Consider the following 14,725-nt stretch of genomic DNA (forward strand, 5'->3'; position numbering starts at 1 on the left):
TAGATGCTTGGTTAATATCCTTGCTATAAGCAAGAATGAAAGCAACTACTAGTCTCTGTATAAGAAGAGAGGATATGAATTGTATGGTATAATATGGAAGGGGTGGTAGCGTGAAAAAACCAATTTACTTAATGTTGAGCTTCTTCTTGTTAGTATTTGTGGGTTGTACTGAAAACGTAACAAAGGAGAACGTTGAGGAAAGTGAATTAGAGGAATCAACCCCAGTAGTTGTTGGGGATTTGCCTGAAGTACTTCATATCAATGGCTTTACGTTAGGACAAGTTTTTGAGGATGTGATGGATACTTTTGGACAACCTCTAAAAAGTGATCAACTTGATAACAGTCATTCATTAACGTATGCAGATGATGGAGTTGGCATTCGTATCAACCTAGCCGAACAGTCCAAGAAAGTAATTAAATTATATGTTTATCCACCATACATGGAAACTATAAATCTTCCAAAAACAAAGAACGATATTTTAGCAGCGTATGGTCAACCAAATGAAGGTATCGTAACAAATACGTGTGGCAATAATGAACGCTGTGACGGCTGGGTATATGAGGTGAATGGTGAGCAGCTAATTGTACAGTTTGATTCAGAAGGTGTACATGTACAGTACTTAATTCTTGAGAAAATAAACTAGCTAGATTAAAACAAGTCGCTCTATTAAAAACGAGAACGACCGGATGAACAGGTTAGATAGATTATGAGTTTAATATTGTTAAGTGAAGGGGGTGTATAGCCTATCTAGGGTGTACCCTCTATTCGAATTTCACATCCAAATCATTGAGGTTTGCACCTATATCATAGAACTTCTTTGTCACCGATTCGGGCATCTTGTTCTTGTATGCTATGTTTTTGTTACGCTTAAATTAGATTTATAAGAAGCTCTAAAAATTGATCAAGAGTTTCAGGTAACACTTCAGGTAATAGTTCCTCTGCTTTCATTCTTCGGCCCTCCTACATGGAAATTTATCTCTTAATACCATAATTTCCATTCTTCTCAACTTTTATACTTGTAATCTAATAAAATTTTTCGAAAAAATTGACTAGGAGAACCAGATTTCATTGTTCCCATATATGCATAAGTACACGATTGATAACGACAACTACAGCAAATATACTGGCTAATAAAGGATGACCTGTTATATACAATCCTATAGTAGCCAGTCCATTAATAGTTATCTCGAGTAATAGCCGTGCGGAGCCACTAAGTCGAAAGGGGGCAGCTGGTGAACCGAATGTCCCCCATACCACTGCAACAAGTACAGGGAATACTATTGCTAATGTAACCTTACTAATCGGTGACTGACCAATTTGAAAGCCCCAGTATCCTAAAGCTGTTAACGCGAATAGCTCTAATAAAAACCTAAGTGTGAGATTAAGCATCATCATAAAACACACCACCTGAACATATTATCGTACATTATGATTTTTGCTTAGATTCAAATGTATGAATTCCTGCCAGAAAAGATTGAAGTAATAAATGAAAAGTATGATCAAGGTCTAATGGAAGGCCGAACCCGCCTTTTTGCTCTAATGAGGCAAAGCCGTGTAAAATGCTTCGTAACCCTCTGACGGCGTGTAGAGCGGCTTCGTCCTCGAGATTATAAGCCTGTAATACTTTCACGACTAGAGTAACAATTTGACTGCCAGCCTCACTCACTTCTTTATCTGTCGGGTCTGGAGCGTGAATACTCGCTTCATATAAACCAGGATGCTGCCGAGCAAATGTTATATAAGCGTGTCCTAACGAAATTATAGCCTCGTCACCTGACTTACCAATAGTGGCATCCGCTAAATCATCATATAGCTTCCTCATGCTATAAACGGCCATTTTTTTTCGTAGCCCACCTAGCCCATCAAAGTGGTTGTAGAGAGAAGGTGGACGTATTTGCAGTTTTTTGGCTAAAGAAGCAAGAGTCACAGATTCTAACCCATCTTTATCAGCTAGTTCTGTTGCTGCCTCTAAGATTACGTATAAATCAAGTCCGATACGTGGTGACATTGTGTTTCCTCCTATCAAGAAATAACAGCTATTCTTTCTTCCGCTTCTTTTATTGCTTTAACGATTGCAGCTTCAGGCTGTTTTAAAAAATTACCATGACCAACAGCCAGTACAGAAGGATGATGTTGCAAAAGTTTCTTAACACTTTGTAGTGCTGTTTCCTTATGCCACGTTGCCATAGCAGGAAAAGGGAAAAGAGGTTTGAGTTGACCAGACACAGCAACTCCTCCTTTTGTTTGCATGGCATCCCCAGCTATGATGATACCGCTTCGAGTATCCTTAAAGGACATAGACCCTGGTGTGTGTCCTGGTGTTGAAATGGCAAGCAAAGAACCAATCATATCCCCATCGCTTAGAAGAATGTCTGGTTTCGTTTGGATGCTGTTAGGAACACCGCCACGAATAGGAGCATTTGGTTCGTTTGCTTCAAGTGATTTATCTCCTTTTAACAACTTGGCATCTCGCCTCGAAATATATACCTTTACATCAGGTAACAAACGTTTTAATTCATCAAGAGCACCGACGTGATCTCCATGTGCATGTGTTAAAACGATACGAGAAATAGGTTTCCCTACTTTGTTAGCTGTTGCGATAATTGCTTTCGTACTGTTAGGAAGAGCTGCGTCGATTAAAGTTAGGCTATCTTCCTCCTCAATCAAGTAGCAATTAACCGGAAAAAAGTTTGGCATAAATGACAGTTGATACACATTTTGTTCCTTTATAAGACGCATGAATATCAAGCTCCTTTTTGTTAACTAATGTTATTAGTTTTATAATAACTAATGTTATTAGTTTTAGCAAGTTGTTAATTGTAATTTTTTAAAAAAAGTTTCTTTGGGGTTTTCTGTAAATGTTAGTTGGGTACGGTATAATGGTAAGTAAACCCGCTGAGAGGTGTGATATGTATGAACGACAAAGGATGTATAAAGTGCGGAAGTAAGGATGCAGGAACGAAAGATGTGTCGATGTCGGGTGCAGGGTTATCTAAAATGTTTGATATTCAACATAATACGTTTACGGTTGTGTTTTGTAAAAACTGTGGGTATTCGGAGTTTTATAATAAAAAGACGTCGGCAGCCTCTAATATTTTAGATTTATTTTTCGGAGGTTGATGATAAAGAGGGGATGATTGCCTATTGGTAATCATCTTTTTGTTTGAAATCCAACAATTAGCATATCGGATTACAATAAGTTTGTGTTATTTTAAAGAGTGGGTTTTTTATAAAGAATGAAAGGAACGTTTCGCTTGAAAAAGTTTGTTGAATTCGCTGCACAGTTATTTTTAATTTGGCTTGTGTATGCTGTATCAGATTATATAGTTAAGTTGGTACAATTACCAATACCTGCAAGTGTGTTTGGATTGATCGTGTTATATGCTTTATTAGTCTCAGGAATCATAAAGATTCAGTATATTGAAAGAGGTGCTACCTTCCTCAACAGACATTTAGCCTTTTTCTTCGTACCGATAGCAGTAGGGTTAATGAATTATGGTGGATTAATTAAAACAAATGGACTTCAATGGTTAGGGATTATTTTAGGGAGCTCCATAATTGGCCTACTTGTATCAGGGTTTTTAACACAGTATTTATCGAAAGTAGAAAAGGAAGATCATAAACATGAGCAGTCTCACTCTATTTAGTATTTTTATAACAGTTGTTATATATATAGGAGCTAAGTTGTTATCTATGAGGGTGCTGTCACCGTTTACTACGCCAGTATTTTCAGCAACAATCGTTATCATAACTATCTTATCTTTTATGGACATCTCATATGAAGCCTATACACCCGCAAAAGATATCATGACATTTATGCTTGGACCTGCTACGGTGGCGTTAGCTGTGCCACTCTATCACAATAGAGTGGTAATAAGAGAAAAATTGTTGCCAGCTATCACTGGGATAGTAGTGGGGACAGTAGCTACCGTTGCTTCCGCTATTTTGTTGTCATGGGTAGTCGGGGGATCAGAAACTGTTCAAGCTGCTGCTGCCGTAAAAGCCGTAACGACACCAGTTGCCATTGAGCTTACTCATATTTTAGGGGGAGACGCTACACTTGCTGCTGCCTTTGTTATTACAGCGGGGATGTTTGGTGCAATATTAGGTCCTACTATTCTAAATGTTGTTCGGTTAAAAGATGAGTTTTCTCGAGGTTTAGCCATAGGCACCGTATCGCATGGAATTGGCACGAGTCAAGCTGCGATTGAGGGACGCCTTCAAGGGGCTGTTTCGAGTGTGGCAATGGCGATGGCCGCCATTTTGACATCCCTTTTGTTGCCACTGGTATATCCGCTATTTACTTTGTAGGTGTCTGCTGGTTGCAGGCATCTTTTTATGTTTTTTTGAAGAGATTTACGACTCTATATGTTTTGATAAACAAGGTAAAACACGAACAGATGTCTAAACAAACGTTTATTTAGTACGAAAATAAGAACATACATCTAAACAAACGTTTATTTAAATAGTAAAATGAGGGAGAACAACTCAGAATCCTAATTAAATAGGGGGCGTTGTACTTTGAATATTTTAATAGCTGAAGATGAAAAGGATATTAGAAATCTATTAAAACTAAATCTTGAACAAGAAGGCTATTCTGTATTAGCCGTGAAGGATGGAATAGAAGCTCTTGAGGTGTTGCAGCAAGAACAAGTTGATTTGGCTATACTAGATGTGATGATGCCAAGACTTGATGGCTTTAACCTATTGCGAAAAATCCGTGAGACGAGTACGATTCCTGTTATTTTTTTAACAGCGAGAGGAGAGGAAATGGATAAAATATTAGGGCTTGGATTAGGAGCAGACGATTATCTTGTTAAACCGTTTAGCACGGGAGAATTACTAGCAAGAGTCCAGGCGCACTTAAGAAGAAACCACGATTACATAGCGAATCGTATCGACAACCCTTTATCAAAGCTTACATATGGAAACTTAGTGTTACATAAGGATGGATGCTGTGTTTACAAGAACGAGCAATTAATTGAATTAAACGCGAAGGAATATAAGCTGCTAGAATATTTAATGGAGCATCCAGCAAGAGTATTTACGAAAAAGCAGCTATATCGAGCCGTATGGGAAGAAGATATTTTTTACGACGATAATACGATTATGGTGCATATTAGCCATATTCGAAATAAAGTGGAAGATGACCCACGTAAGCCACAATATATAAAAACGATTCGTGGCATCGGTTATAAATTTGAGGCGCAGTCATGAGGGGAAGTATTGCCAATCGATTTTTATTCAATTACGCCATTATGTTCATTATCTCGATTATCATTACGTTTATAACACTTTTGGTGTTGGATTTCGCTAATCACATGATTATGAATACGCTTGTAAAAAGCAATTACACCGCTGATAGTTTAATGCAGGATGACTACGAGAAAATTGATCTCGCGCCTGTTATAGATAATGGCGGAGGTGTGCAAGTCATTGATCAGTCGTATGAGATTGTGTTGACGGCAGGCTTGAATACTTTTAAAACAGACACTCTCACCGTAGAACAATTCACCGATTTTTTAACCTCAAGTAAAAGCAAAGGAATTCCCTTCAACTATGATATTGCATATAACCCCAATAAAAGGTTTTGGTTAGTAGTCACATTTCCTACATCTTTACGAATAGATTTTCAGATTGTTAGTAACAAAGAGTATACATCTGTTGATACGCAGAATGTCGTGACTGTACTGGTTAGTGTGGTGATGTTTTATTTGATATTGTTAGCAGGAAGTACATTTATTTATTCTAAACTAACATCTATTAGCTTTGTTAACCCGTTAAAGCAATTTTATAAAAGTGCTAAGCGATTGCGGGATGGTGATTATACCGCAAGAGTTGAGTTAAGAACAAAAAATGAATTTGGCGAATTAGCTGGCATTTTTAATGCTATGGCAGAGCGCATAGAAGAGGAAATGTCGTTACGAAAGCAGTCAGAAGAAAACCGAAAAAAGCTCGTGTTAGATGTATCTCATGATTTGAAAAATCCACTAGCAAGTGTCATGGGCTACGCTGAGCTACTTCGTAATAACGGTACTATGACAAAGGAGAATTTTGAATCGTACATTAACATTATTTATGAGAACAGTGTCCGTGCTAACAGCTTAATTGTCGACATGTTTGAGTTGTCTAAAATGGACAGTCCTGAATTCCAGCTTATAAAGGAAGAAGTAGATGTGTGTGAATATGTAAGGCAAAGAATGATTAGTGCTATCCCAAGCTTCGATGAGGCTGGATTTACATATGATTTTGACATTCCAGATGTTGAGATATACTCTAAGCTAGATACGAGACAAATGAATCGAGTTTTTCAAAACTTAGTATCTAATGCAATACAGTATAATCATGCTGGCACTAATGTGAGTATTAAAGTCAAAACGCAAAATGATGTTGTATTCATTACATTTAGCGATAATGGTGTAGGGATTCCAGCTGAGCATGCAGAGACTATTTTTCAGCCATTTGCTCGTGTTGATCGGGCAAGAAATTCCGAAACTGGTGGTACAGGGCTAGGGTTGGCGATTGTTGATAAAATAATTACAGCTCACGGGGGGCGTATTGAGTTAATCACGACCGAACATGCTGGGTGTGAGTTTATAATTCAACTTCCAAAAGCAGAGCCAAGTTGAACACGCTATAATATTTAAGGGCTGGCTTGACCTGTAAAATAAAATGTTACAAATGTGTAGAAACAGCGAAATCTATGTGTCACAATCCACGGGGGAAAGGAAGCGAGCCTGATGGAAGCAGTAGCTATAATAACTTGTATATTACTTATTAGTGTAAGTTTTGTTTGCTTTAAAATGAGATGTATTGAAGATAGGAAATGGTTAAAGTTGATACTAAGCTTGATATTGTCCCTTTTAAGTCCCATTGTATTAATACCAGCCGTTGATTATTTTATAATAAATCGAATTTTGCAAGGTCCTCTATTTGTTTGGGGGACAGTTGGCGTGACTGTATTTGGGTTTCTTATCGTTCAATTATTTTTCTATGATATTAGGAAAATAGACTAGCGTGTATTTTTGATAACTTAACAAGGGATTAGAGGCAGTGATCCAATCAGGATTAGTGCCTCTTTTTGTTTGAAAAAGTGATCTTTGTTTAAGACCTTGATTCCATTTAAGATAAATTAGGGTAAGATTTAAGAAACACTTAAGAATAGCCTCAGCTCTATTTAAGTATAGGTTGCTATAGTTAAAGCAAGGAAATCAAATAGAGCTTATCTTAGGAGGTCTTTTTAATGGAAACATTAGCTAGTCACTTTAACAATTGGTTTGGAGTCGTATTTTTCATTGTATTGTATAGTGTGGTGCTGTTCTTTCTTCCGTTTTATAGAAAAATGGATAAAAAGCCCACTGGCGCATTTCTTGCGTTTGTCATTGCGTTTGCGATTGAAATGCATGGTATTCCATTCAGTATGTATGTGATTTCATGGGTTATTGGCAAAACTCTACCTGAAGGTATTTTGTGGGGCCATACGCTAGTGTCGTCGATTGGATTTTGGGGGATGTATATCAACGTTGGGTGTGCAGTTATTGCTCTCATACTAATCATAAATGGTTGGTCGAATATTCATAAACAGTATTGGTCAAAGGAAACGGGGAAGGGTACACTTGTTAAAACAGGTGTTTATAAGTATATTCGCCATCCGCAATATATTGGTTTGTTACTGTTATCGTTCGGTATGATTGCAGAATGGGCAACGTTGCCAACATTGCTGATGTTTCCCGTTATTATTTATATGTACGTGCGTTTAGCGAAACGTGAAGAGCGGGACATGATTAAAGAGTTTGGGGATGATTACAGAAGGTATATGCAGGAAACAAAAATGTTTATTCCGCATGTGATTTAACAACACTAAAAAAGAACCTGACAATTCATGAAATTGTCAGGTTCTTTTTATATTAGAGCTTTGTCTTGTAATAAGTGTAGGCTCTAGTTTTATATCCACAAGTTCGGATGAAGTGCCATCTTCGATTCGATTCATAAGGATAGAGAACGTTGTTTTAACCATTTTTTCTACTGGTTGGTGAACACTTGAAAGACCGGTGATTTTTGCTAAGAACGTATCATCAAACCCAATGACAGCGATGTCTTTAGGGATGCTTAAGCTTTTTTCTTGTGCTAATTTCATGAATTCAAGTGCCACGATATCATTCGTCGCAAATACACACGTAAAATCAGGCTGACCTACCCTGTTAAAATACTTTTCTAAATCACGACGCATGAGATAATTATTAGTCGATGACTCTTCTACGTGGATATAATTTTTCATATCAAAAGAAAACCCGTTTTCGTACAAACAGCTTTTAAAGCCAATTAATTTTTCGTCTTCAGGGGTCGTTCCTATATACGCAAACGAATTATGCCCGCTGTGAATGAAGCTTGCAGCAGCTAATTCACCCCCTTTTCTGTGATCCAGTCCTACACTATCGATATGTTTCTTGTTTTGTGTGATAGAAATGGCAGGGGTGCGTAAATCTTTAATTTTTTGTATATTGTAATCGCTAGTAGGAACGATAATAATTCCATCCACTTGTCTAGCGATAAAGTTTTGAATATTTTCCCATTCTGTAATGGGATTGTGTTTTGAATTATGAAAAATTATATTATAATCCTTCTTACGTGCTTCTAGTTCTAATGTATCGATTAGTTCCACAAAATACGGGTTGTATATTTCACTGACACAAACACCAATTATCTTGGAATTGCTTTGTTTAAGAGTTTGTGCTGCTTTATTTGGTACATATCCGACTTTTTGAATGGCATCAAGGACTCTCTTTGCTGCTTCTTCATTTACCCCTTTATTACCATTTATCACACGAGAAACAGTAGGTTGAGACACATTTGCAAGCTTAGCAATTTCTTTCATAGTAATTTTCTTCATATCAGCCGCTCCTTCAAAGATATTATAGCACATTTTAATGATCTGATGGAAAGGGTATTTTTCGAAAAAAGAATACGTATTCAGGTTTTGGTTAGGTTCTATCTGGAGATGATAGATTTATCGTCAAGATTATCAAAGGCTAATTCCATTGGTTTAATCTGTATTATTCAACTTTATTTAAAAAAACAAGAAATAATATATTGACTTTATCAATTGATACGTTGTAATATGAAAACGTTAACGTGAATACGAATTCACAAAAGTTCAAGGAGGCTATGAAAATATGAAAAAGTTACTGTTTTCTGTTTTAGCTTTAGTGTTATTGGTTTCATTAGTAGGTTGTAATTCAAACAAGGATGAAAAGATTGTTATTTGGACACAAGCGTCGGCGGATCACCCAGAGGGTAAAATGTTCGCAGATCGAGTGGCGAGGTATAACGAAGAAAATCCCGATAAAATTCAGGTTGAAATTCAAAACATTACAAGAGCAGGTGCTGGATCAGGGTACATCGATAAATTAAATGCAGCTATTACTGCGAATGATACGCCAGATATCTTCACGCTAGATGGTCCAGACGTAGCAGCATATGTGGAAGCTGGTGTTGTTGGAGATTTAGATGACTATATGTCACCAGGATTTAAAGACGGATTTACAGATGCGATGATTGCACAAGGTACTGTAGATGGTAAGTTTTATGCGATGGGCTACCAAGATTCAGGAGTAGCAATTATGTATAACGAAGACATGATTAATGCGTTACCTGAAGGAGTAAAAGCAATGGTACCGTCATTTGATGAGGATTGGACTTGGGATGAATTCGTAGCGCTAGCAAGAGAAATTGATGATTTTGCAAAAATGACAGACAACCATGCGTATGTAGATTATGAAATCGCTGTTAGCTTATTGTTAACTGATATTCCAGCCGGTGCGTATGAGTTAGGAACTTACTATTTTACACCATTATTCTGGGGGAACGACACTAATATCGTTGCAGAAGATGGTGTAACAGTTAATGGTGTGTTAAACAGTGAGAAGAGTGTAGAGGCAATGCTGAAGTATGCACAATTATTTGCTGGCGATCCGTTAGCGAATGCATCAGAATCAGAAAAAACATTCAACACTGGTAAATCAGCCCTCGCTGTAGCTGGGTTCTGGTATGTAAACGAAATGAAAAATAACTATCCAGATTTGAAGTTTAGAACAGTAAGATACCCAAAGATGGATGAAAATTACGATGGATTATATACGCCATCAGGAAGCTGGGCGTTTGTAAGAAGTGCGCAAGTAGAAGATGAAGAAAGACTTCAACAGATTGTGGAAGTGATGGAATGGTTAAATAATGATGAAGCGGCTGAGGAATATTACCATGCAAACGGTTCAATTCCAGCTCGAATCAATTCAATTAATGTAATTGAAACAAATACGGATAATCCTTATCATAACGAAGCTTGGTCAGTGCTGAAATATCAAGTTGAGAATACAAACAAAGCACGACCTGTCTCTCCAGGATATCCATATTTGTCTGAAACATTTGCTAGAGATGTCATCTTAAAGATTGCGCAAAACAAAGCAACTGACCCAGAAACTATTAAGCAATATTTAGATGATGCAGTGAAGAAAATAGATTTAGAGTTTGAAAAGTATAGAAAATAGAACGTTATAGGGGGGATGGGGGTAACCTCATCCCTAATAAAGGATGTGTAACTTTGCGTAAATCATATGTTCAGTACAAAAAAAGTGAAGTTGTGGCAGCGTATGGATTTTTGACACCAGCTATCATACTCGCGTTTCTATTTATTGTGTTGCCAATCTTTTTAGCGTTTACGTATGGTTTTACTGACTATTATTTGTTAAAGCCGAATGATAAGCAGTTTATTGGGTTGGAAAATTTTGAAAGAATGCTAAGCGATGAAGTGTTGAGGAAAACAATCTTCAATACATTACAATTTGTATTTTTAGTTGTGCCACTTCAGTTGGCTATGGCATTAGGTATGGCTCTTATAGTCAATACAAATATTAAAGGGAATAGCTTCTATCGAACAGCCTATTTCTCTCCTGCTGTGTTATCGTTAGTTGTTATCTCTATTTTATGGACAGTTATGCTTAATCCTACGTCCGGTTTAATTAATGAGATTCTAGTAAGCTTAGGACTACCAGCACAACCGTTCCTTTCAAGTGCCAATCAGGCTATGCCAACGATCGTTGTAATTTCAGCTTGGCAAGGCGCTGGCTATCAAATGATGATTTTCTTGGCGGGCTTAAAGAATATTGATAACAGTTTATATGAAGCAGCAGATATTGATGGAGCAAACGGCATTTATAAGTTCTTATATATTACATTGCCCTCGTTAAAACCTATTACAATGTTTCTTGTAATTACAACTACCATTCAAGCGTTTAAACTTATCGTGCAACCAATGGTTATGACTGGTGGAGGACCTGATTATGCTACAATGACAGTTCTTCAATATATTTATGAGTATGGATATCGGCATAGAAATATTGGGTATGCAAGTGCTATAACGCTCGTATTCACAGTAATGTTGGTTGTAGTATCTATTATTATAAAAAAATTATTTAGAGAGGAGCAAGTAAATTGAAGATATTCAAAAAAGTCCTGTTTTACGTAATTGCTACAGCAGTTGCACTCCAATTCCTTGTTCCTCTTGTATGGATGATAGTATCTTCGTTTAAAATTGATGACACAATTTATAAGGATATAGGGACTATTTTTGCTATTGTTCCTAATTTCTCCGATTTAACATTTAAATCTTATATAGAGCTATTAGGTTTCTACGATATTTTTAGAAATGTATTTAATAGTTTAATATATGCCACAATTACAGTGGTGTTTGGACTGACTATTAACTCATTAGCAGGTTATGCACTAGCCAGATATAAGTTTCCGTATAAAGACGGCTTATTAATTCTCATTATTGCGTTAATGATTGTGCCAATTGAAGCGACTATTTTACCGTTGTTTTTAGTAGTGAATGAAATGGGATTAATTAATACTATGGTAGGGTACTTGCTTCCTTTCATAGTGAATGTTATGAATATATTCTTATTTAGACAACATTTCTTATCCTTCCCGGGTGAGTTAATTGAATCAGCAAAAATTGATGGGCTTGGTGAGCTTGGGTGTTTCTTCCGTATCGCTGTCCCTTCCAGCTTAAATATGTATATTACAGTGGGGATATTAACGTTCTTAGCATCCTGGAACGATTTCTTATGGCCGGTTATGGCTATCTCAAACTCCAATTTGATGCCAATTCAAGTAGCGTTAAATGCTATTTTTAGTGATACGTATAATATCTTTACAAGTCACATTATGGCTGCTTTGACGATTGTAACTATACCAATTGTTATATTATATATTGTCTTCCAAAAATATATTGTGGAAGGATCAATGAGAAGTGGAATTAAATAAAGGGGTGCATCATGGATAAATTAACAACAGCAAACTCTTACGTTCAAAGAAATAAACACAAAGTGAATAGTAGACCATTGTATCATTTTACACCAGAGATAGGCTGGATGAATGACCCGAATGGTTTTATATATTACAAAGGTGAATACCAATTGTACTATCAATGCAACCCTTATGGAGTAGTGTGGGATGACATGCACTGGGGACATGCAACAACCAATGATTTTATTACATGGGAGTATAAACCTATTGCGATGGCAAATGACAAGCTATTTGATGCAAATGGCTGTTTTTCAGGAAGTGCGATAGAGAAAGATGGTAAATTGTTTGTCATGTACACGGGTCACATTGATCCGAACTTAGGATTCGACAGAGATGAAGCGCAAATTATTGAACAGCAATGTTTAGCGTACTCTAGCGATGGCATAAACTTTGAAAAATATGAGCATAATCCTGTTATCAGTGAAAAGGATTTGCCTGAAGGCTATAAGATTTATGATTTTAGAGACCCGAAGGTGTTTCAAATCGGTGACTTATATTACTGTGTGTTAGCTGTAAGAAACGCAGACAGGCGAGGGGAAATTGTTTTATATAAGTCTAGTGACTTGTATAAATGGTCATTTTATACTTCAATCTATCAGTCTAAATTGAATGATAACGTAATGACAGAGTGCCCTGATATGTTCCGGATAGATGGGAAAGATGTATTGATTTTTTCAATCATGCCATGTGACCCGATGTATGATGGTAAAGTACAGAAAAAGACTGTTTACGTAATTGGACAAATGGATTTTGAAAAAGGTGTTTTTCAACAGGAGAGCCAAGGGTATCTTGACTATAGTGCTAATTTCTATGCGCCTCAATCAACAGAAGGGAAAGATGGCGAGAGGGTTTTAATCGGTTGGATTCCTGTATGGTATCAAGATGAAGTCTGTAAAGAGTATGGATTTAATGGCATGATGTCTATACCGCGGAAGTTAAGCATACGAGAAGGTAAGCTTCTGCAACAGCCGGTAGAAGATATTAATCAGAATTTTCAGCATCAAGAGACGTATAAAGACGTCTTATTAAATTCAACGGATGTACTACAAATAAAGAGTACGCAGGCAGCTTATTTAAGTTTGAACTTTCGTTCTAACGATGAGACGAAGTTTCAAGTAGAACTCAATCGTAAAGAGGGTAAAGCTTCACGAGTAATCATAGATGGTGGGGAAAATACTATCTCACTGGATTCAGATTATGACAACTGTGAGAAGATTACTATTTCAGATTGTGATATAGTGCGGGATAAAGTTAAACTTGAATTTTATATTGATCGTCATTCCGTAGAGATTTTTGTGAACTCAGGTGAAAAGACAATGACTTATGTTTCATATGCTCGTGATAAAGGAACGGATATTCAAATTAGAGGACTAAATAAAACGCAGATTTATGAAATTACGCATGCATTGTTAGGAACAAGAAGGACTCTATAGATATGGTATGTTAGCGTTAGGTGTAGTGAAAAAGTGACAAGTTATTTTATGTGAAAAAGCTGATCATTCATGATGATCAGCTTTTTTGAATAAGGGCAACAAGCTCACTGACGTCTATGTCCAGTCCTTTTAATGATGTTAATGCACTTTCAAGTACGTATTTACGAGGTTGTTTATTGTGTGATAACTCTTCTTCGATAAACTCGAGTAATTCATTGCTTTTTATGTCGTTTGCTGCCTTCTTTTTTAAGGAGGTAATACAACGGATGATTTCGTCATGATTGTCGTTTTTAGTTGAGGGCATAAAGTCTCTTAAATCTTCATATTGTAGGAGTATTTCATCTTTCTCCGAAACCTCCTCTACAATGTTAGCTATTCGATTAACGCTGTAAGCTACTACAGGTCTAAGGTCTTCGTATGGTCCATAAATCATTTCATAGTACTTAAGATTTTGATGCAGAATGCCAATAAACATAATGGCGCAATCATAAAGATATGGTTTTTTATTATCTCCAAATATTTCAACAAATCGATTGTACAGCCAGTCTAGCATTCTTAAATGACCGCGTTTTATGAACTGCTTTAATTCCTCATCGTGTGAAACAATGACTTCCTCGAATAAAAGAAGTAGCTTATTTGTTCTGTTTATTTTGATTTGCAGTTCAATTTGTTTGCTAAAGATATCTATGTTTGCTGCATCCTGCCCTATTAGAATTTCGTTTCTTTTCTGTTCCATATTAGTATAGAGCATTGTAAAAACGGCCATTAACAGTTCGTTTTTAGAGGAGAAATAGTTGTAGAAGGTCCCTTTTGAGATGCCACTATGGTCAAGGATGTCTTGTATAGAAGTAGCTTGGAAGCCTTTTTCAACAAATAATTGATGAGCGTATTTAATCACATGTGTTTTTCTATCGTTCATATAATCACC

The 14,725-nt window shown here is 36.6% G+C and carries 16 protein-coding genes; 11 read left to right on the forward strand and 5 right to left on the reverse strand.

The window, feature by feature from the left end; genetic code table 11:
* Positions 1-110 precede the first annotated feature (110 nt).
* Positions 111-644 carry a hypothetical protein gene (locus tag EJF36_RS02880; protein ID WP_125904921.1) on the forward strand — a complete coding sequence of 178 codons (534 nt, stop codon included), beginning with the start codon at positions 111-113 and terminating at the stop codon, positions 642-644.
* Positions 645-1,066: 422 nt separating this feature from the next.
* Here EJF36_RS02880 and EJF36_RS02885 read toward each other — a convergent pair whose 3' ends face one another.
* The 3 genes from EJF36_RS02885 to EJF36_RS02895 are packed head-to-tail and all read right to left on the reverse strand — an operon-like array spanning position 1,067 to position 2,740.
* Entirely contained in the window at positions 1,067-1,396 is a 330-nt protein-coding gene (locus EJF36_RS02885) for a YrdB family protein (protein WP_125904922.1), read from the reverse strand.
* A gap of 31 nt (positions 1,397-1,427) precedes the next feature.
* The gene (locus tag EJF36_RS02890) at positions 1,428-2,009 is read right to left on the reverse strand and encodes a TetR/AcrR family transcriptional regulator (RefSeq protein ID WP_125904923.1); all 582 of its coding nucleotides are present in this window, start codon (positions 2,007-2,009) and stop codon (positions 1,428-1,430) included.
* 14 nt (positions 2,010-2,023) lie between these two features.
* On the reverse strand, positions 2,024-2,740 hold the full coding sequence (locus EJF36_RS02895; protein ID WP_125904924.1) for an MBL fold metallo-hydrolase: 717 nt from the start codon (positions 2,738-2,740) through the stop codon (positions 2,024-2,026).
* A 174-nt stretch (positions 2,741-2,914) separates the two neighbouring features.
* Here EJF36_RS02895 and EJF36_RS02900 point away from each other — a divergent pair, with 174 nt between their 5' ends.
* From EJF36_RS02900 to EJF36_RS02925, 6 genes are all read left to right on the forward strand, one after another.
* Positions 2,915-3,121 carry a zinc ribbon domain-containing protein gene (locus EJF36_RS02900; protein ID WP_125904925.1) on the forward strand — a complete coding sequence of 69 codons (207 nt, stop codon included), beginning with the start codon at positions 2,915-2,917 and terminating at the stop codon, positions 3,119-3,121.
* 134 nt (positions 3,122-3,255) lie between these two features.
* Positions 3,256-3,648, forward strand: coding sequence for a CidA/LrgA family protein (locus EJF36_RS02905; protein ID WP_260471811.1), 393 nt, complete (start codon positions 3,256-3,258; stop codon positions 3,646-3,648).
* On the forward strand, positions 3,626-4,312 hold the full coding sequence (locus EJF36_RS02910) for an LrgB family protein (protein WP_125904927.1): 687 nt from the start codon (positions 3,626-3,628) through the stop codon (positions 4,310-4,312). Before EJF36_RS02905 ends, EJF36_RS02910 begins: the two co-directional genes overlap by 23 nt.
* Before the next feature lie 210 nt (positions 4,313-4,522).
* Positions 4,523-5,218, forward strand: coding sequence for a response regulator transcription factor (locus tag EJF36_RS02915; protein WP_125904928.1), 696 nt, complete (start codon positions 4,523-4,525; stop codon positions 5,216-5,218).
* On the forward strand, positions 5,215-6,630 hold the full coding sequence (locus EJF36_RS02920) for a sensor histidine kinase (protein ID WP_125904929.1): 1,416 nt from the start codon (positions 5,215-5,217) through the stop codon (positions 6,628-6,630). Before EJF36_RS02915 ends, EJF36_RS02920 begins: the two co-directional genes overlap by 4 nt.
* A gap of 614 nt (positions 6,631-7,244) precedes the next feature.
* Positions 7,245-7,856 carry a methyltransferase family protein gene (locus EJF36_RS02925; RefSeq protein WP_125904930.1) on the forward strand — a complete coding sequence of 204 codons (612 nt, stop codon included), beginning with the start codon at positions 7,245-7,247 and terminating at the stop codon, positions 7,854-7,856.
* A gap of 36 nt (positions 7,857-7,892) precedes the next feature.
* Here EJF36_RS02925 and EJF36_RS02930 read toward each other — a convergent pair whose 3' ends face one another.
* Complete coding sequence (locus tag EJF36_RS02930) at positions 7,893-8,891, reverse strand: LacI family DNA-binding transcriptional regulator (RefSeq protein WP_185806797.1); 999 nt, start codon at positions 8,889-8,891, stop codon at positions 7,893-7,895.
* A gap of 283 nt (positions 8,892-9,174) precedes the next feature.
* Here EJF36_RS02930 and EJF36_RS02935 point away from each other — a divergent pair, with 283 nt between their 5' ends.
* From EJF36_RS02935 to EJF36_RS02950, 4 genes are read left to right on the forward strand one after another with little or no spacing between them, the layout of a single operon-like run.
* Complete coding sequence (locus tag EJF36_RS02935; RefSeq protein ID WP_125904932.1) at positions 9,175-10,545, forward strand: extracellular solute-binding protein; 1,371 nt, start codon at positions 9,175-9,177, stop codon at positions 10,543-10,545.
* Between the two features lie 53 nt (positions 10,546-10,598).
* Positions 10,599-11,492, forward strand: a complete 894-nt coding sequence (locus tag EJF36_RS02940; RefSeq protein WP_125904933.1) for a carbohydrate ABC transporter permease — start codon at positions 10,599-10,601, stop codon at positions 11,490-11,492.
* Positions 11,489-12,322 (forward strand): carbohydrate ABC transporter permease, encoded by an 834-nt coding sequence (locus tag EJF36_RS02945; RefSeq protein ID WP_125904934.1) that lies wholly within the window; start codon positions 11,489-11,491, stop codon positions 12,320-12,322. The genes EJF36_RS02940 and EJF36_RS02945 overlap by 4 nt, the downstream gene beginning before the upstream one ends.
* Positions 12,323-12,333: 11 nt before the next feature.
* Positions 12,334-13,797 carry a glycoside hydrolase family 32 protein gene (locus EJF36_RS02950; RefSeq protein ID WP_125904935.1) on the forward strand — a complete coding sequence of 488 codons (1,464 nt, stop codon included), beginning with the start codon at positions 12,334-12,336 and terminating at the stop codon, positions 13,795-13,797.
* 76 nt (positions 13,798-13,873) lie between these two features.
* On the opposite strand, the gene EJF36_RS02955 is transcribed toward EJF36_RS02950, so the two are convergent.
* Positions 13,874-14,716 (reverse strand): TetR/AcrR family transcriptional regulator, encoded by an 843-nt coding sequence (locus EJF36_RS02955; RefSeq protein WP_125904936.1) that lies wholly within the window; start codon positions 14,714-14,716, stop codon positions 13,874-13,876.
* Positions 14,717-14,725: the final 9 nt, after the last annotated feature.

Source organism: Bacillus sp. HMF5848, assembly GCF_003944835.1.
GTDB lineage: Bacteria > Bacillota > Bacilli > Bacillales > HMF5848 > HMF5848.